The sequence below is a fragment of the Halolamina pelagica genome (assembly GCF_001307315.1).
GTDB lineage: Archaea > Halobacteriota > Halobacteria > Halobacteriales > Haloferacaceae > Halolamina > Halolamina pelagica_B.
Genome location: NZ_LGUC01000002.1, coordinates 98,550 through 115,154, shown reverse-complemented (window position 1 = coordinate 115,154; position 16,605 = coordinate 98,550). Strand labels below are relative to the sequence as shown.

General features: G+C 67.1%; 18 protein-coding genes and 3 pseudogenes. 16 read left to right on the top strand and 5 right to left on the bottom strand.

Annotated features, from left to right (window positions below):
• Window positions 1–148: 148 nt before the first annotated feature.
• From SY89_RS14210 to SY89_RS14185, 6 genes and pseudogenes are all read left to right on the top strand, one after another.
• Window positions 149–862, top strand: coding sequence for a flagella accessory protein C (locus tag SY89_RS14210; RefSeq protein ID WP_189319203.1), 714 nt, complete (start codon window positions 149–151; stop codon window positions 860–862).
• Window positions 817–1,101: a FlaD/FlaE family flagellar protein gene (locus SY89_RS17455; protein ID WP_189319202.1), complete on the top strand. Its 285-nt coding sequence runs from the start codon at window positions 817–819 to the stop codon at window positions 1,099–1,101. The genes SY89_RS14210 and SY89_RS17455 overlap by 46 nt, the downstream gene beginning before the upstream one ends.
• The gene (gene arlF, locus SY89_RS14200) at window positions 1,101–1,544 is read left to right on the top strand and encodes an archaellum stator protein ArlF (protein ID WP_054584825.1); all 444 of its coding nucleotides are present in this window, start codon (window positions 1,101–1,103) and stop codon (window positions 1,542–1,544) included. The genes SY89_RS17455 and arlF overlap by 1 nt, the downstream gene beginning before the upstream one ends.
• Window positions 1,545–1,997 (top strand): archaellum stator protein ArlG, encoded by a 453-nt coding sequence (gene arlG / locus SY89_RS14195; RefSeq protein WP_054584824.1) that lies wholly within the window; start codon window positions 1,545–1,547, stop codon window positions 1,995–1,997.
• A complete protein-coding gene (gene arlH, locus SY89_RS14190) occupies window positions 1,994–2,704 on the top strand; it encodes an archaellum protein ArlH (protein ID WP_054584823.1) in 711 nt (236 codons plus the stop codon). Before arlG ends, arlH begins: the two co-directional genes overlap by 4 nt.
• Window position 2,705: 1 nt before the next feature.
• A pseudogene (locus SY89_RS14185) lies at window positions 2,706–4,378 on the top strand (type II/IV secretion system ATPase subunit).
• A gap of 233 nt (window positions 4,379–4,611) precedes the next feature.
• Here the strand turns inward: SY89_RS14185 and SY89_RS18765 are convergent.
• Window positions 4,612–4,785 carry a hypothetical protein gene (locus SY89_RS18765; protein WP_239685685.1) on the bottom strand — a complete coding sequence of 58 codons (174 nt, stop codon included), beginning with the start codon at window positions 4,783–4,785 and terminating at the stop codon, window positions 4,612–4,614.
• Between SY89_RS18765 and SY89_RS18760 the strand changes: the two genes are divergently transcribed.
• The 4 genes from SY89_RS18760 to SY89_RS14170 all read left to right on the top strand — a co-directional run bounded on the left by SY89_RS18760 (window position 4,706) and on the right by SY89_RS14170 (window position 8,126).
• Complete coding sequence (locus tag SY89_RS18760; protein ID WP_321163923.1) at window positions 4,706–5,239, top strand: type II secretion system F family protein; 534 nt, start codon at window positions 4,706–4,708, stop codon at window positions 5,237–5,239. The genes SY89_RS18765 and SY89_RS18760 overlap by 80 nt on opposite strands.
• A complete protein-coding gene (locus tag SY89_RS18755) occupies window positions 5,212–6,093 on the top strand; it encodes a hypothetical protein (RefSeq protein WP_239685684.1) in 882 nt (293 codons plus the stop codon). Before SY89_RS18760 ends, SY89_RS18755 begins: the two co-directional genes overlap by 28 nt.
• A gap of 60 nt (window positions 6,094–6,153) precedes the next feature.
• Window positions 6,154–6,591: a FlaD/FlaE family flagellar protein gene (locus SY89_RS14175; RefSeq protein WP_054584822.1), complete on the top strand. Its 438-nt coding sequence runs from the start codon at window positions 6,154–6,156 to the stop codon at window positions 6,589–6,591.
• Window positions 6,592–6,719: 128 nt separating this feature from the next.
• Entirely contained in the window at window positions 6,720–8,126 is a 1,407-nt protein-coding gene (locus tag SY89_RS14170; RefSeq protein ID WP_054584821.1) for a serine hydrolase, read from the top strand.
• A gap of 66 nt (window positions 8,127–8,192) precedes the next feature.
• Here the strand turns inward: SY89_RS14170 and SY89_RS14165 are convergent, their stop codons facing one another.
• Window positions 8,193–9,434: an MFS transporter gene (locus tag SY89_RS14165; protein WP_054584820.1), complete on the bottom strand. Its 1,242-nt coding sequence runs from the start codon at window positions 9,432–9,434 to the stop codon at window positions 8,193–8,195.
• Between the two features lie 384 nt (window positions 9,435–9,818).
• Between SY89_RS14165 and SY89_RS14160 the strand changes: the two genes are divergently transcribed.
• Both SY89_RS14160 and SY89_RS14155 read left to right on the top strand, forming a co-directional pair.
• A complete protein-coding gene (locus tag SY89_RS14160) occupies window positions 9,819–10,130 on the top strand; it encodes a hypothetical protein (RefSeq protein ID WP_054584819.1) in 312 nt (103 codons plus the stop codon).
• A gap of 221 nt (window positions 10,131–10,351) precedes the next feature.
• Entirely contained in the window at window positions 10,352–12,166 is a 1,815-nt protein-coding gene (locus SY89_RS14155; RefSeq protein WP_054584818.1) for a PAS domain S-box protein, read from the top strand.
• A 51-nt stretch (window positions 12,167–12,217) separates the two neighbouring features.
• Here SY89_RS14155 and SY89_RS14150 read toward each other — a convergent pair whose 3' ends face one another.
• Window positions 12,218–12,778 (bottom strand): DoxX family protein, encoded by a 561-nt coding sequence (locus SY89_RS14150; protein ID WP_054584817.1) that lies wholly within the window; start codon window positions 12,776–12,778, stop codon window positions 12,218–12,220.
• Between the two features lie 113 nt (window positions 12,779–12,891).
• Between SY89_RS14150 and SY89_RS14145 the strand changes: the two genes are divergently transcribed.
• The 4 genes from SY89_RS14145 to SY89_RS14130 all read left to right on the top strand — a co-directional run bounded on the left by SY89_RS14145 (window position 12,892) and on the right by SY89_RS14130 (window position 14,052).
• Window positions 12,892–13,242 (top strand): ArsR/SmtB family transcription factor, encoded by a 351-nt coding sequence (locus SY89_RS14145; RefSeq protein ID WP_054584816.1) that lies wholly within the window; start codon window positions 12,892–12,894, stop codon window positions 13,240–13,242.
• Window positions 13,243–13,245: 3 nt separating this feature from the next.
• Window positions 13,246–13,521, top strand: a complete 276-nt coding sequence (locus SY89_RS14140; protein ID WP_054584815.1) for a DUF7521 family protein — start codon at window positions 13,246–13,248, stop codon at window positions 13,519–13,521.
• A 139-nt stretch (window positions 13,522–13,660) separates the two neighbouring features.
• On the top strand, window positions 13,661–13,861 hold the full coding sequence (locus SY89_RS14135) for a hypothetical protein (RefSeq protein ID WP_054584814.1): 201 nt from the start codon (window positions 13,661–13,663) through the stop codon (window positions 13,859–13,861).
• Complete coding sequence (locus SY89_RS14130; protein ID WP_054584813.1) at window positions 13,858–14,052, top strand: hypothetical protein; 195 nt, start codon at window positions 13,858–13,860, stop codon at window positions 14,050–14,052. Before SY89_RS14135 ends, SY89_RS14130 begins: the two co-directional genes overlap by 4 nt.
• A 113-nt stretch (window positions 14,053–14,165) precedes the next feature.
• On the opposite strand, the pseudogene SY89_RS14125 reads toward SY89_RS14130, so the two are convergent.
• Together SY89_RS14125 and SY89_RS14120 are read right to left on the bottom strand one after the other, a co-directional pair.
• Window positions 14,166–15,157: pseudogene (locus SY89_RS14125) on the bottom strand (cytochrome d ubiquinol oxidase subunit II).
• Between the two features lie 10 nt (window positions 15,158–15,167).
• Window positions 15,168–16,567 (bottom strand): annotated as a pseudogene (locus SY89_RS14120) (cytochrome ubiquinol oxidase subunit I).
• Window positions 16,568–16,605 lie beyond the last annotated feature (38 nt).

The window sequence follows — 16,605 nt, the reverse complement described above, 5'->3', positions numbered from 1 at the left end:
ACAGTTTCGGGTGCCGAATCGACCCCCGTATCGAGACTCGAAACGCGCCCTGAGTTCGGCCGGCGGACTATACGCGTGGTGGGATTAGGGAGGGTCAAGGACAGTATCGGTGCGGGTGAGGACCACCATGTTCAAACAGATCAGCCGAATGTTCGGATCGAACGACCCTGACACGCCGGAGGAACCGGACGAGGAGATAGACCAAACGGCGCCCGCAGATGCCGGGGCGCCACCGATAGACAGCGACGAACTAGACTCGGAGCGCGAGGTACCGTCCGACGACGCCGACGAGGGGCCGGACGTGAACGAACTCGACGTCCGGATCGACGAACTGCAGGACGATCTGGATTCGACGGACGCCTCGCTCCAGCAGCTCCGGAACTCGCAGGAGGAGATGGCCGACTCCATCGACGAGATGAACGACCGGGTGCGACAGCTCGTCGGCGTCTACGACCGGATCGCCGCCGAGGAGAACCCCTTCGTCGACGATCCGGCCGAGGCAACCCCCTCCAACGGCGACTCACCGATGGCGGCGGTCGAGGGAAGCCAGCGCGGCGAAGCCGCCGTAAACGGCGCCCACGGCGCCGATGAGGCCCCGGAGCAACAGATGGCCGACGGCACGGACGATGACGTTGTCTCCTTCGACGATCTCTGGGAGGAGCAGGACGAGCCGGCTGGCCAGAATCCCCCGGCGACGGGCGAGCCGGATGGCGAGGATCTGCCCCCGAAGACGACCTCCCGGCCACCGAAGAGCCCGAGCAGCCTGCCATCGATGACCGCCAGGCGTCGACGGCGTCAGCAGCGGGCGACGACGTGTTGCTCGAGACGATTCCCGACGGCTACGCTGGGGAGGTGCTCGTGATGGAGTGGCTCGCGACGCTGATGGAGCGGTCCGGGCCCGCGGGGGCGTTCCGCGCGGTGGATTACTACGAGAACGTCGGCTGGATCTCGCCGACGGTCGAACAGCGGCTCGTCGACGTTATCGGCGGCCCGGCGCTCGACGTGTTCGTCGATCCGACCCAGCCCCGTGAGCCAACCGCCGAGGAACACGCTGTCTCACACGAGTACCTCCGTGTGATGGCCCGGATGAACGAAATATAATGGGATTCAGTGTCAGCGGTGCGACGGCGGTGCTCTTCGTCGGCCTCCTCGTGGGGGCGGCGACGTTGTACCCGGCCGTCGATCGGTACGCCGAACGCCGATCGGACGCGACGACCACGAACAACGAGCGCATCCTGACCCAGCAGAACACCGCCATCGAAACGGTGAACGCGACGTACAACGCCTCGACGGACCAGTTGACCATCACCGTCCGAAACACGGGCGCCAACACACTCTCGGTCGCGAGGACGGACGTGCTCGTCGACGGAAGCTACGCTCGGCTCTCGGCGGGCAACACGACCGTCGGCGCGTCGTCGACGACCGACATCTGGGCACCCGGCGAGCGTCTCACGGTGACACTCACCCGACCGTCCGAGCCGAACCGGGTCAAAATCGTCAGCGGCCCGGGGGTCGCCGTCACGGCCCCTGTCGAGGTGCGCTGAATGGCGAGCGCTTCGGTGTCGGAACTGATCATGTTCATCGCCGCGGTGAGCGTCGCTGCTGCCGTCTCGGGCGCACTGGTCACGACAGTCGGGGGTATCTCTGACTCCCTCGACGAGCGCGGCACCGACGTCGCCGCGGACATCGCTACCGACGTGGAGATCATCAGCGATCCGGCCAGCGGCGCCGTCTACGACAGCCAGGCGGAGGAGGTCAGAGTGCTGGTCAAGAACACCGGCCGACGGACGATCGAGACGGACGGGACGGTGATCGAGGTGCTGCTCGACGGGCGGTACGTTTCACCATCCGCGTACAACGTCTCCGTCATCGAGGGAGGGAGCTGGCACGACGGCGATGTCGTCCGGCTCGTCGTGAACGAACCGCTGACGAGCGGTGACCACCGGGTCACCGTCATCGTCGAGAGCGAGCGGGAGACGCTGAGGTTCAAGACGTGAACCACCTCTCTGTCGGACTCGAGGCGCGCGACCGCGTCGATCGCGCTATCGGCGGCGGCTTCCCCGAGGGCAGTCTCGTCCTCATCGAGGGCGGGACGGGGGCCGGAAAGTCCACGCTGACCCAACGGTTCGTGTACGGGCTCTGTGCGGAGGGAACGACGGTGGGGCTGGCCTCGACACAGCTCTCGACTGCGGCGTTCGTCGATCAGATGCATTCGCTGTCCTACGGCGTCGTCGACCAGCTCCTCGACGGTCGGCTTCGGTACTTCCACGTGCCGACCGACAGGGATCGCTCGCTCTTGGACCGCCTCGTAGAGCCGAGCGGCCTGTGGGACGCCCGCGTGGTCGCCGTCGACGGCTTCGGGACGCTCTGTCGGAACGACCGGCAGTTCTCGGACGTGCTCGGTTCGGGCGACGAGGACCGGGCCATGGAGCGCATCGTCACCAGACTCGATGCGGCGCTGGCCGCCGGCAAGGTCGTCCTGTTGACGGTCGATCCCGCCGCGCTCACCGAACGGTCGCTCCGCCCGTTGCGCTCGGCCGCGGACGTGTACCTCGAACTCCAGAGCGAGGCGGTTGGCAACAACATCCGCAAGAAGGCGCTCGTTCGTCGGTTCGCCGGCATGAAAAGCCCCGTCGACGACACGATCGGGTTCTCGGTCCAACAGGGTCGTGGCCTGGTCATCGAATCCCGAACGATTGCCTGAGATGAGATCGAACACTCGACTCACCGACGAACTGCGCGCCGTAGTCGACGAGCAGCCACACGTCCGAGATCATCTCGAGTCGTTCTACGAGCGCACCGGCACCTACCCAGTTTTTGCCGAGGAACCGACCGAGGCACACGCGACGGACCCGAACGTCCTGTTCCCGGCAGAGCCGCCGATCTACGCCCACGTCCACGGGGGGCGCGGCCGGGACGAGACGTACTACTGCTTGGAGCCGACGCTGTCGGCCGAGGAGCAACAGCTGTACGAGCGGGTCCGGACCGAGGTACTGGACCAGTCGGTCACGAAGCCCGCTCCGGCCGAGGGCGACGACTTCACCACCCACCTCGACGAACTCATAGACGAGATCCTCACCGTCGACAGCGACGGCGCGTCGTTCACCGATCGGCTCCGCTCCTCGCTGCTCGGCGATCAGTTCGTCGTCGACCGCGAGACCGACGAGCGCCTCCGTTACGTTCTCCAGCGGGACATCGTCGGGCTCGGCCCGCTCGAACCGGTGATGGCCGACCCGATGAACGAAGACATCCACGTCATCGGCCCACACTCCTGCTACGTCGAACACAGCGTCTTCGGGATGACCGAGACGACCGCCGACTTCGGCGACCTCGACGCGTTCAGCAACTGGATCCGGAACATGGGTGAGCGGATGAACTCTCCAGTCTCGGACTCGGACCCAGTGATCGACTCGACGCTCCCCAACGGCTCGCGGATCAACATCATCTACTCCGACGACGTGAGCATCAAGGGGCCGTCGCTCACGATCCGGCAGGGGGAGGACGTCCCCCTCTCGATCTTCCAGATCACCAAGTGGGGCACCCTCTCGCCCGAACTCGCGGCCTATCTCTGGCTCTGCATGGAGAACGAACAGACCGTGTTCGTCGTCGGCGAGACCGCATCCGGGAAGACGACCACGCTCAACTCCATGTTCTCGTTCATCCCCGCGACCACAAGATCTACACCGCGGAGGACACCGCCGAGGTGATGCCCCCACACGCGAACTGGCAGCAGCTCCTCACCCGTGAGGGTAACGGCGGCGGCTCCGACGTGGACATGTTCGATCTCGTCGCCGCCGCGCTGCGATCCCGGCCCGACTACATCGTCGTCGGCGAGGTCCGCGGCGCCGAGGCACAGATGGCGTTCCAGGCGGCCCAAACGGGGCACCCGGTCCTCCTCACGTTCCACGCCAGCGACATCGTCTCGATGATCCAGCGGTTCACGTCGAACCCGATCAACGTCCCGGAGACGTTCATGGACAACTGCGACGTGGCGCTGTTCCAGAATCGCGTCAAGCAGGGCGACGATGTGCTCCGGCGCGTGACCAGCGTTCAGGAGATCGAGGGCTACTCCGAACACGAGGGCGGCGTGGTCACCCGAGAGACGTTCGCGTGGGACCCACGGGACGACGAAGTCTCCTTCAAGGGACGCAACAACAGTCACGTCCTCGAGAACGGGATCGCGAGACTGCTGGGCTACGAGGACACGCGGGAGATCTACGCCGAGCTCGACCGCCGCGCCGAGGTCATCCGTCGACTCATCGACGCGGACGTGGTCGGCTACCACGAAGTGAACGACGCGATCCAGACGTTCCAGCGTGACGGCGTCGAAGCGCTCCCGATCGAGACCCACGGGCTCACAGGGAGGGATGACGTGTGACCACCGACGCGGGGGAGGGCGGCTGGGACGCGAGTCTCCGCTCGTTCATCAAGTCGGTCGTCGACGCGTACCGCTTCATGGACATGGCCCCGAACGGTACGTGCTGGTCGTCCTCGGGCCGGGGATCGCCGTCTCGGTCGCGACCGGGGTGGCCGTGTACGTTCTCTCCCCACCGCTGTACGTCGCCCTCCCGGCCGTTCTTCTCGGCATCCTCCCCCAACGGGAGCGTTCATCTACCCGAAGATCATCGCCGACAGGAAGCGTCGGGAGATTCGCGAGCAGTTCCACATCTTCCTGACACACATCACCGTCCTCTCGACGACGAACATCGACCGGGTCGAGATCTTCCGGACGCTGGCACAGGTCGAGGAGTACGGCGCGCTCGCCGAAGAGATGGGCCGGATCACCGCACTGGTCGACACGTGGAACCAGTCACTCGACGACGCCTGTCGCCGCCGCTCCGAGCGGGTCCCGTCGGAGCTTCTCGCTGACTTTCTGGAACGGATGGCGTACACCGTCGGCGCCGGCCAGGGGCTCGACGAGTTCCTCCTCGACGAACAGGAGTCGATCATTCAGGAGTTCGTGATCCGCTACGAGTCGGCCCTCGACAAACTCGACGTGCTGAAGGAGCTGTACCTCTCGCTGATGCTCTCAGTGACGTTCATCCTGGTGTTCGCGACGGTGATCCCGATCCTCATCCCGATCCCGCCGACACTGCTGTTAGGCGGCATCATTGGGCTGTTCAGCATCGTCCAGGTCGGGTTCGTCTACGTCATCCACACCGTTTCCCCCGGGACCCAATTTGGCTCGCGCCCGAAAGCGAGCACTCGCCGATGTACCAGGTGCAGCCCGCACTGGTAGTCGGGACCGCGCTCTCGGGGGTCGCCGTGGCCGGCGTGCTCGCGGTCGGGCTCGGCGCCACACCGCTGGCCTCGGACGTGCTGCCGACCCCGATCTACCTCGCCATCCCGACGACGCCGCTGCTCGTCCCCGGGCTGGCGATGCGCCGGGAGGAACAGAAGGTGACTGAGCGCGACGAGGGGTTTCCCTCGTTCATCCGTGCGCTGGGTAGCGTCGAATCCGTCAAGCAGACGTCGACCGCGAACGTTCTGGAGTCGCTCCGGAAGAAGAACTTCGGAGCACTGACCGAAAACGTCGACAACCTGTACAAGCGACTCCGAACCCGGATCGACGCGGCGAGTTCGTGGCGACTGTTCGCCGCCGAGACGGGCTCGTACCTCATCCAGAAGTTCGGCGACATGTACGTCGTCGGGCGCCGGATGGGCGGGGAGCCACGACAGCTCGGGCAGGTCATCTCCACGAACTTCAACGAAGTCCTGCGCGTGCGTGAGCAGCGACGACAGGCGACGACGACGTTCGTCGGCATCGTCTACGGCATCACGGCCGCATCGATGTTCTCGGCGTTCATCGGGCTGGGGATCGCCGAACAGATGCTCACCATCACCGCGGAGATCGCCGAAGGGAACGCCCAGTTCGTCGACTCGCTGTTCTCGACGGAGAGCTACGACATCGCCATGATCGAGTTCCTCCTGCTGTTGGTGGTGTTGCTGAACGCGCTGCTCTCGTCGCTGATGATCCGGATCACCGACCGCGGCCACTACATCAGTGGCTTGACCCACTTCGTGGCACTCGTCTGGACCGGCACACTGGTCGCCACCGGGACGCAGATCGTGGTGAGCGGACTGATCGCGTGAGCGCGACTCGAGACTCGATACGGTCCCCCACTTTAGACGATAGTGTTCAAAAGACAGGCTATGGCAGACGTATCCGGAACGCGCCCGTTCCTCGAGGGTCCCCTCGACGTCGAGAACTCCGAAACGCTCCTGCAGTGGATCAACTACCTCGGGACGACGTTCGGCACCGCCGGCGCGCTGTGTTCGCTCCGGTACTACGAACAGCTGTCGTGGATCTCCGCGGACGCCCGCCGCGAAGTCGAACAGCATCTCCAGGGGCTCTCCCTCGAGGAGACACACTCGAAGAAGTACGACGAGCCGGGTCACCCTTCGGGCCCGCTCTCCTCGCTCGCCGGGACGCCGTTCGGCGCCCACGCGAAGTCGCTGGCGTTCATCTCGACGCTGGCCGGCGACGATATCCAGGGTGACATGCTCCGCGCGAGGTTGGCGAAACACCAGGTCGACGGCGACCTCACCGGCCCGACGGAGGAGTCGGACGAGCCGGCCCCGTCGGCGTAACCGCGGGCGTGGGGTGCTCGGGGCGTTCGCCGCCCCACCGCCAGCGCCACCGCCCTGTGGCCGGTGTCGACGCCCCGCCACCTCGCCGCAAGCCAAGCCTACTTGCCCGGTCGCGAACAGCCTCACCCATGGCTACCGACAGCAGCCTCGACGCCGACACCGAGCGCGCCGTCGAGGAGTACGTCGCGTCGTGGATGAGCGAGGACGGGGTCCCGGGGGCGAGCGTCGCGGTGATCGACGGCACCGAGCTCGCCTACGCCGAGGGGTTCGGTGCCCGCGACCTCGACGAGAACCTGCCGGCGACACCGGAGACACTGTTCGGCATCGGCTCCTGTACGAAATCCGTCGTCGCGACCGCCGTCCTCCAGTGTGTCGAGCGGACCGAACTCGCCCTCTCCGACCCCGTCTCGGCGTACCTCCCGCATCTCAGTTCGGTTCCGGATAACCCCATCACCGTCGACTCGCTGTTGAACCACACCTCCGGCATGCCGAGCGACGGGAACCTCTCGGCGCTGGTGACGCGGCTCACCGACATCGGCGACGCCAACACCCCGCTTACCAGCGAGGCGGACTTCCGCCGGCACGTCCAGGGCAGCGCCGACGAGCGCTACACCGAGGAAGAACAGTTCTTCTACTACAACACGGGGTTCGCCCTGTTGGGGCTGCTCGTCGCCGACGTGACCGGCGTCGCGTTCGAGCGCTACGTTCGGGCGCACGTGTTCGAGCCGCTGGGGATGGAGCGCTCCTGTTTCACGCCGGAGCGCTTCGAGGCCGCGGAGAACCGGATGAGCGCCTACTACGAGGAGACCGACGGCGACGGCACCGAGTGGCGGGAGGGGAGTCTGGGGTTCGCCGAGCCGATGTACGCGCCGGGCGGCATGGCCAGTTCGGTCGTCGAGACCTCGCGATTCCTCCGGATGCTGCTGAACGACGGCGAACTCGACGGCGAGCGCGTGCTGCCCGCGTCGGCCGTCGACGCCATGACGACGCCGACGGTGACGCGCTACGAGACCGTCGACGGCGTCGAACGGGAGTACGGCTACGGGCTCTCGGTGCAGTCGTTCCTCGACGACACGCTCGTCGGCCACGGCGGCATGATGGGGACGACGACGGCGTTCATCGGCTATCTGGACGACGCAGAGGTCGGCGTCGTCGTCGCCTGCAACACCGCGCCCGCCCACCACCCGACGGTGACTGGCCACGCGCTGCTCGCGATCCTGCAGGGCGAAGACCCCGAGAGTGCCGTCCCGCGGCTGGCGCTGGAGGCGAAAGCCGACCGGCTCGTCGGCGACTACGAGTCCTACCGCGGGATCCAGCAAGCGAGCGTCGAGCGCGAGGGCACCGCGCTCGAGGTCGAGGTACAGGGCCGGCTCGGCGACCGATCGATGACGCTGTTCCCCGAGTGCGCCGATCCCGAGGACCTGCGCTACTACACCGTCTCCGGTGACTCACGCGTGCCCGTCACGTTCCTTGACACCGACGACGGCACGGATATGCTACTCCAGCGCTGGCGGCTCCACCGGCAGCACGAGTAGGGGCTACTGACGGGTTCGTGAACGTACCATCCGCCAGCCCGCACCAGGGGCGGCCGGGTCTGACATTCACTCCGCGACGACCGCCGTCAGCCACACCGTGACGAGCGTGGCGACGAGGGCGACGACGGCGATGCCGCCGAACGCAGCCCTCGGGCCGGTCGCGTCGACGATGTAGCCAAAGGCCGGCGGCGCGATCGCCCCGCCGAGCATCACGCCGACGCTGACCACCGCGAAGTTCGTCCCGACCGTGTCGTCGGCCGAGAGGTCGTCGGTCAGGCCGTCGCGCGCCGGCCCGGCGAGGCTTCGCGCCGCGCCCACGCCGAGGAGCGCGCCCACGGCCACGATCCCCGGGACGAGCCCGGAGGCGAGCAGGGCGACGAACCCCGTGACCGCGGCAAAGCTCGCCGTCATCACCGGTCCGGGGGCGATCCTGTCGGTCAGGTCGCCGCCGAGCAGGATGGCGACGGCGCCGACGACGAACAGCCCCGTGAGCGCGAGGTTCGCCGTCTCGGAGCCGACGCCGTACACGCCGTTGAGGAAGACGACGGCGTAGGTGTTCACGCCCCACGACGCCGTCGACGTCAGCAGTGCGAGGAGCGTGAGCCCCAAGATCCCGGGGGAGTTCAGCAGCGCCCGAATGGCGGCGACGGCGCGATCACGGATCGGTTCGCCGTCGGTCGCGTCGCCCCCATCGGCGGCGACGTTCGCCGCCGTCACGTCGTCGTCGACGACGAACCGGAGCACCGCGGTCGCCGTCAGCGCGTAGAGGAGGCCGACGGCGCCGACGACGCCGACGGCGTGGCGCCACGTGAGCCCGGCGTTGGTGAACAGGTTGAACATGACCGGCGGGGTGGCGAACCCGAGCGCGCCCCCGACGCCGTACACCGAGAACGCCCGCCCGCGGAGCCCGTCTGGTGTCGCGTCCGAGAGCAGCGGGTAGTGGGCGGGGTGGTGGCCGCCGACCCCGACGCCGATGAGCACCTGTCCGAGCAGGAGCGTCGGGAAATCGGGCGCGACCGCGACGGCCAGGACGCCCAGTGCCCCGGCGACCGAGGAGAGCGCGAACGCGACGGTCCGGTCGCGGGCGTCGGCGAGCCAGCCGAACGGGAGCTGGAAGACGGTGTTCGACGCGCCCTGGACGCCGATGGCGATCCCGAGCATCGTCAGCGACACGTCGAACTCCGTCGAGAGGGTGGCCAGGATCGGCGGGAACAGCACCAAGTAGGCGTGATTGACGTACTGCGACCCGCTCACGAGGCCGACAACGGTCGCAGCTTCCGCCGATGCGTCCCGAACGCTCGTGGCCATCACGCTCACCCAGGTGGCCCCCACTCCCAACCCTACTGCTGACGGCAATCCGTGGGGGCTTCTTCGGGCCGGGAGGCAGGTCGGCGCGGGGCTCGTCGACCGAGCCGCGGGGCGATCCGGGTCACCGCCACGCGGGATCTCGACCTCGGCAGCGGCTTCGAGTTTGGGCCGACGTCGGGTCGCTGCAGTCCGCCGCACAGCTCGCACAACCCGAGCGCCACGTCGACGACGCCGTCGAGAAGGGTGCGGACGTGCTCGCCGGCGGCCGCCACCGCCCGGATATCGGGCCGTCCGCTCGGCGGCTATCACGGCCGGACGTGCGGGTTACCGGTGTTTAACCAACGGATCTATGGTGTGAGCGCTGTTGTTGGTTAACCGAGCCCGATGACCGACGACCCACCGTCCCCACCGGCGACGCTCCCCGCGGAACTCGTCGACGCTCTCGCCGACGCCACACCGGAACAGCTTCGTGCCGTTTCCCGGCACGCCGAGGCCCTGGCCGAGCACAAGGCTTGTGAGGCCCGTCTCACAGATGCGGCGGACGACGCCGATGCCGCGGAGCGACCGGACGGCGTCCCCGCGAAGGCGTCGACGACGATCAAGGAGATCAACGGCAACCGTTACTACTACTGGCAGTGGCGAGAGGGCGAGACCGTCCGATCGCAGTACAAAGGCCCAGTTGCGAACGAAGAGTAGCGAAGCTTCGTTTCGTTCGTCGGCGTCGACATCGGCACCTCGTCCGGCTTTCCGGTGCGTCGCCCACCGCAGTCACCTCAGCTACCTCAGTAACCTTAGCTAGAGCAGGTGGCTAAGGTAGCCCCGGCAGCTCGCGTCGCTGTACGGCTGCGTGATCTGTCGTTGGTGCTGGCGCGGAGTGTCCAGTAGTTTAACTATCGGTGAGTCTCGACAACTGACTAATGACGGAACTGGTCCCCGGTGGCATCGATGGCGCCATCGAAGAGCGGGGGTTCATCGCCGACGTCGGGGAGGAAGTGGGTGTTCTCCACATCGAGGACGACGGGAGTTTCGCCGAGCTGGTTTCGACGTTTCTGGAGCGACAACGCGACTACTTCGCTGTCGAGACCGAGACCGACCCGCAGGCGACGCTCGAGCGGCTTGACGACGCCGACGTGGACTGTGTCGTCTGTGACTACGACATGCCGGAGATGGACGGCTTGGCGGTACTCGAACAGGTCCGCGAGGCGTACCCGGATCTGCCGTTCGTCCTCTTCACGGGGAAGGGGAGCGAGGAGATCGCCAGCGAAGCGATCTCGAAGGGGGTGACGGAGTATCTCCAGAAGGGCGGCGGCACCGAGCAGTACGAGGTGCTGGCCAACCGGATCGAGCAGGCGGTGGCGCGCTACCGGGCCGAGCAGCAGGTGACCCGCGGGTTCCACGCGATCGAAACGTCCCACGACGGGATCAGCCTCCTCAACGAGGATGGGGAGTTCATCTACGTCAACGAGGCCTACGCCGACATCACCGGCTACGACCGCGAGGAGCTGCTCGGCACCCACTGGGAGGTCCTCTCCCCGGAGCACGAAACGGGCAAAACGAACGAGGAGATACTCGCTGCGGCTCGGGAGGGCGAGTGGAAGGGCCGAACGGTGTACGAGCAGAAAGGCGGCAACACCGTCGACGTGGACCACCGCCTCACCTTCACGACGGACGACACGATGATCTGCACTATCGCCGACGTTTCGGCGGCCGAGGCGGTGCGGGAGGAGCTGTCGCTGAAGGAACGCGCGATGGACGAGGCACCGATCGGGATCACGATCACCGACCCGGCGCAGCCGGACAACCCGATCATCTACGCGAACGACGGGTTCGTCGACCTGACCGGCTACACTCGTGAGGAGGCCACCGGGCAGAACTGTCGGTTCCTGCAGGGCGAAGAGACGCGCGAGGAGCCCGTTGCGGCGATCCGAGACGCCGTCGACAACGCCGAGCCAGTCACCGCCGAACTCCGCAACTACCGAGCGGACGGCGACCTGTTCTGGAACCGCGTCAGTATCGCGCCGATCGGCGACGCGGACGGCAGCCCCGAGCACTTCGTCGGGTTCCAGCAGGACGTGACCGAACGACACGCGGTCGAAGAACGCCACGAACAGTGGATTCAGCTCGTACAGGAGTTCGCGGACGTGCTGTCCCACGACCTCAAGACGCCGCTTTCGGTGATCCAAGGCCGAGTCGAGTTGGCACAGGAGACGGGCGACACCGCTCATCTGGCGTGTCTCGACGAGCCGATCGACCGGATGACGGAGCTGATCGACGACGCCGCAGCGGTGATGGAGACCGGGGAGCTCGTGAGTGAGGAAGCGCCCGTCGACGTGGCAGCGGTCGCGGAGGACGCCTGGCTGACGTTGGCGGCCGAGGGCGCGTCGCTGACGATCGCCGACGGGCCGCCGACGGTGCCCGCGGACGAGACCGCGCTGCAGCGGCTGTTCGAGAACCTCCTGGGGAACTCGGTGGAGCACGGCGGCGACGCCGTCAGCATCCGCGTCGGCGGGCTCGAGGGCGAAGTCGGGTTTTACGTCGCCGACGACGGCCCGGGCATCCCGGAAGAGCACGCGGACGACGTGTTAGACCCGGGGTTCACGACGAAGGCCGACGGCACGGGGTTCGGGATGGCCAGCGTCGCCCAGATCGTCGCAGCTCACGATTGGCAGATCCGCGTGGGCGAGGCGATCGACGGCGGCGCCCGCTTCGAGGTCGTCGTCGACACAGCGTGATCGACGAGGCGTCGCCTCGCCTCTGGGATACGCAAAGAAAGAACGGCGTGATCAGCCGAGGACGTACTCGAGGACGGGGTAGCGCTCGACGAGCGCCTGCCCGCCGACCTCGTACTGCTCGATGTACTGGTCGAGTCCCAGGATGCGGCCGGCGGCGAAGGCGCCGACCGCGAGGAACACGAGCATGTACGCGAAGTCGCCGTTGATGAAGCCGTGGGCGATGTCCCAGTTGCCGAAGTAGAACATCGCCATCATCAGCGCGCCGAAGAACGCCGCGAGGCGGACGATGGCGCCGACGAGGAGGCCGAGGCCGATGAACAGCTCACCCCACGGCACGGCGACGTTCGCGAACTCGACGAACCACGGCGTCGACCCCATCCACGCGAACATCCCTGCGAGGGGGTTGCCGTTCGTCGCGGCGACGTTGGCCAGGTAGCCGCCGGCGCCGAACTCGCCGGTGATCTTCGTGAACCCGGAGTAGGCGAACGCGTACCCCATCATGAGGCGGAGCGCGACCACGAACCACGCGCTGAGGCTGTGAACTTTCCCGCCGACGGTCAGGCCGCCGACTTTGCTCTCGAGCTGGTTCATGCCGGAGTCGAGTGTAGACATAATTATTGCACCTTCAACTATCCGTTGGGGAGGAGCCAGCATATAGCCGTGAGCCGGCGTTCCGGGGCAGAAAACCGGGGGCTATATTACCCCGCTCTCGCGTGTAGGGAGGTGTGACCGAGGAGCCCGACCCGCCGGCCGTCTTCGCCACCCTCGACGACGAGTACGCTCGCGACATCCTCGTGGCGACGAAGACGGAGCGACTGTCCGCAAAGGAGCTCAGCGAGAAGTGCGACATGTCACGCCCCACCGTCTCCCGCCGCGTCGGTCGCCTCGTCGAGCAGGGCCTCCTCGAGGAGTACACCCACGTCGACCCCGGCGGCCGGCACTACCGCGAGTACGAGGCGCGGCTCGAACGCGTCGAAGTCAGCCTCCGTGCCGCGGGGTTCGGGGTCCAGATCGACGTCCGGCCGGACCCCGCCGACCGGATGGCGTCGCTCTTCGAGGAGATGCGGGGTGACTGACCCATGGAACACACGCTATTCGTCGTCGCCAAACTGGTCACGACCGTGCTCGCGCTGGTGATCGCCGCCCAGGCGTATCGCGCCTACCGACGGCACGGCACGGAGTTGCTGCTCTACGTCGGGCTCGGCTTCGGGCTCGTCGGGCTGGGTGGCCTCCTGGAGGGAGTGCTGTTCGAACTTCTCCGGGTGTCGATTTTCCAAGCCGGGTTGGCCGCGGCACTCGTCACCGCATTGGGGATGCTGTCCATCCTCTACGCGCTCTACGCGCCGAGCCCCTGAACGCCGGCGGCGCAGTCACTGGACACGTCCCGCGCGACCCCGCACACAATTGCCGCTACGTCGGCGTCTGGAGCGAATGACGGACACGATTTCGGGAAACTTCGGGTATATGCTCGCGCGGCGCCTATCTGTGATCGGTATGGCTCCCAATATCGAGTTCGACCCGTCCGGTAGCCCGCTGCTCGTTGCGGGGATGATGACGGCCCTCCTGAGCGCGCTCGCGGCCGTCTGGATGCTCAGCATCGGGGACATCGTGACGGCACTCGGGCTCACGGTGCTCATCGTGGCCGGGATCCTGTTGGCGGGGATCGACCTGTCGCCGAACGCCACGCCGCCGTGACGGGCTACGGCGCGTCCACCGACGCGGCCACGTGGATCGCCGTCCTCGTGGCCGTCGTGATCGCGTTTCTCGTCGGCGTGGGGCTCCTGCAGTTCTCGCTGACGGGAAACGTCGGGGACCTCGCACGGAACCTCTCGATCGGCGCCCTGCTGGCGCTGTTCGGCGCCGGGTTCCACCGCAAGTGGCACTGAGCCTGATTGGCCAGCCCCGCCGTCGGCGTACCGCGTAACCCTCTGTCGCATCGCTCGCTCGCGTCGTTTTTCTGCCGAGTTCGCGTCGGAAAGCGGGTCGGGGCCGTGAGGCGTTAGGTGTAGCTGTCGCCCTCGTCGACCGGCCCGTCGAACGCCGAGTAGAGCACGACGAAGTACACCGCCACCAGCGGCAGCAGCAGCGCCGACCCGATCGTGGTCAGATTGAGGGGAGTGTGGAAACGATGGCAGCCTCCGCGGTGAGTCCCCCGCGGGATCAACCCACGGGTAGAGCAGCGTGGCCACCAGCGCCACGAGCCCGTACACCTGGCCGATGACGGCGGCGAACGCGACGTAGTGTCGGCCGCGGCGGCTGGCGAGAACGTACACTACGGCGAGCACGACAGTGCTCCCGAGCAGCGCGAGCGTCGCCGGCGCGGTAACGGCGACGTGAGGCACCGAGCGGCCGAGTGCGAGGCCGCCGACTGCGAGCACGAGATAGGCGACCTGTGCGACGTGGCCGTAGATGCGGGTCTCCCGCCGGAGGTTCCCCGTGTCTTCAGTCCGAGGAACGCGGCGCCGTCGACGACGGTGAGGGCGACGACCGCCAAGCCGATCGTCACGCTCGCGGCGGAGGCCAGCCCATCGACACCGAACAGCCAGTTCCCGACGAACACGCCGAGCGTGAAGGGGGCGGCCAGGCTGCCGCCGACGAACGCCCAGCCCCAGTACCGCTGCCACTGCCGGTCGTGGCGCTGTTCGTACATCTCCGGGGCGAGCCCGCGCAGGATGAGCGACCCGAGGATCGCGAACATCAGCAGATAGTGTCGGCTGAACAGATTGCCGTACACTACCGGGAACACGGCGAAGAGGAGCCCCCGAACACGACGAGCCACACCTCGTTCCCGTCCCAGAACGGCCCGATCGCCGACAGCAGTTGCTCACGCTCGCGGTCGTCCTCGCGTGTGGCGAACAGCGCGCCGACACCGAAGTCGAAGCCGTCGAGCGCGAGGAACGTCCCGAAGACGGCGAACACCAGGCCGAACCAGAGCCGCGTCAGCGGCAGGCCGAACAGCGGGCCGTCGGCGAGCGCCGGCAGCGGCGCCATCGCGATGGCGTCAATCATCGTTCGGGATGGTCGCCCCTGGCTGGTGTTCGTCGCCCGCCGGCGTCGCGGGGCGGGTCGGTGCTTCCTCGCGGATCAGCCGCGTCACGACGTAGCTGTAGAGGCCGAGCAAGGCGGCGTACACCCCCACGAAGCCGGCGAGCGTGATCAACGCCTCCGTCCCGGTGAGGCTGGGGGAGACGCCGGCGCTCGTCTTCATCACCCCTGGATCACCCACGGCTGGCGACCGACCTCGGTGACGATCCACCCGAGTTCGACCGTGAAGATGCCGAGCAGTGACGAGGCGGCCAGCGCCTGCGCCAGTCGGTCGTCGTCGAAGAGGCGCCCCTGATACCACCGGACGCCGCCCCAGAACGCGAGCAGGATGAACCACATCCCGAGGCCGACCATCGCCCGGAACGCCCAGAACACGATGGCGACCGGCGGGTTCTCGCTCGAGATGTCGTTCAGCCCGGTGATGGAGGCTCCCGGATCACCCCCGCTTGCCAGGATCGACGCGACGAACGGGAGTTCGATGACGAACAGGTTCTCCGCGCGGGGATCGGTGATGTCCTGCAGGCTGGTCGGGAACGCCAGCAGCTTCAGCCCGACCGACGAATCGGTGTCGTACTGCGCCTCCATCGCCGCGAACTTCTGGGGCTGGGTTTCGGCGACGTGGCGGCCGTAGGCGTCGCCGTGGATCGCCTGGAACGGCGCGGAGATCAGGAGGACGGCCAGCGCGATCTTCATCGTTTTGCGCCAGAACTCCGTGTCGCGGTTCATCCAGACGAAGTAGGCGGCGACGCCGGCCATGAACAGCGCGACGGACAGCAGCGCCGCGTTCTGCATGTGGACGTACATCCACGGGAACCGCGGGTTCGCGTAGGCGGCGATGGGATCGACCAGCATGACGACCGGCTGGCCGCTCTCCATCACCGTCTCGAACCCCCGCGGGGTCTGCATCCAGGAGTTCGCGATCAGGATCCAGAGTGCCGACAGCCACGTCCCGAGTCCGACGAGCACACTCGAGAGCATGTACAGTCGGTCGGACACCCGCTCGCGGCCGAAGACGAAGATCCCGAGGAACGTCGCCTCCAGCATGAACGCCATCATCCCCTCGACGGCCAGGGGGCCGCCGAACAGTTCGCCGGCGGCCGTCGAGAACGCCGCGAAGTTCGTCCCGAACTCGAACTCGAGGACGATCCCGGTCACGGTTCCGACGACGAAGCTGATGGCGAACACCTTCGTCCAGAACTCGCGCAGCTGTCGGTACACCTGTTCTTCCGTCCGGATATCTTTCCAGGTGAAGTAGATCAGGAAGGGGGCGAGCCCCATGCTCATCACTGGAAAGATAATGTGGACGATCGTCGTCACCGCAAACTGGAGTCTGCTGGCGATGACTGGGTCGATCATATGTTGGTAATAAGTTCCGCGGGTAGTCGGCCGGGCGA

Excerpts from the sequence above, each read along its gene's own strand:
- SY89_RS14160 (WP_054584819.1), top strand. The coding sequence starts at position 9,819 with ATGACCGACGACCCACCGTCCCCACCGGCGACGCTCCCCGCGGAACTC.
- SY89_RS14175 (WP_054584822.1), top strand. The coding sequence starts at position 6,154 with ATGGCAGACGTATCCGGAACGCGCCCGTTCCTCGAGGGTCCCCTCGAC.
- arlG (WP_054584824.1), top strand. The coding sequence starts at position 1,545 with ATGGCGAGCGCTTCGGTGTCGGAACTGATCATGTTCATCGCCGCGGTG.
- SY89_RS14210 (WP_189319203.1), top strand. The coding sequence starts at position 149 with ATGTTCGGATCGAACGACCCTGACACGCCGGAGGAACCGGACGAGGAG.
- SY89_RS18755 (WP_239685684.1), top strand. The coding sequence starts at position 5,212 with ATGTACCAGGTGCAGCCCGCACTGGTAGTCGGGACCGCGCTCTCGGGG.
- SY89_RS14165 (WP_054584820.1), bottom strand. The coding sequence starts at position 9,434 with ATGGCCACGAGCGTTCGGGACGCATCGGCGGAAGCTGCGACCGTTGTC.
- arlF (WP_054584825.1), top strand. The coding sequence starts at position 1,101 with ATGGGATTCAGTGTCAGCGGTGCGACGGCGGTGCTCTTCGTCGGCCTC.
- SY89_RS14170 (WP_054584821.1), top strand. The coding sequence starts at position 6,720 with ATGGCTACCGACAGCAGCCTCGACGCCGACACCGAGCGCGCCGTCGAG.
- SY89_RS14140 (WP_054584815.1), top strand. The coding sequence starts at position 13,246 with ATGGAACACACGCTATTCGTCGTCGCCAAACTGGTCACGACCGTGCTC.
- SY89_RS14155 (WP_054584818.1), top strand. The coding sequence starts at position 10,352 with ATGACGGAACTGGTCCCCGGTGGCATCGATGGCGCCATCGAAGAGCGG.
- SY89_RS14150 (WP_054584817.1), bottom strand. The coding sequence starts at position 12,778 with ATGTCTACACTCGACTCCGGCATGAACCAGCTCGAGAGCAAAGTCGGC.
- SY89_RS14135 (WP_054584814.1), top strand. The coding sequence starts at position 13,661 with ATGGCTCCCAATATCGAGTTCGACCCGTCCGGTAGCCCGCTGCTCGTT.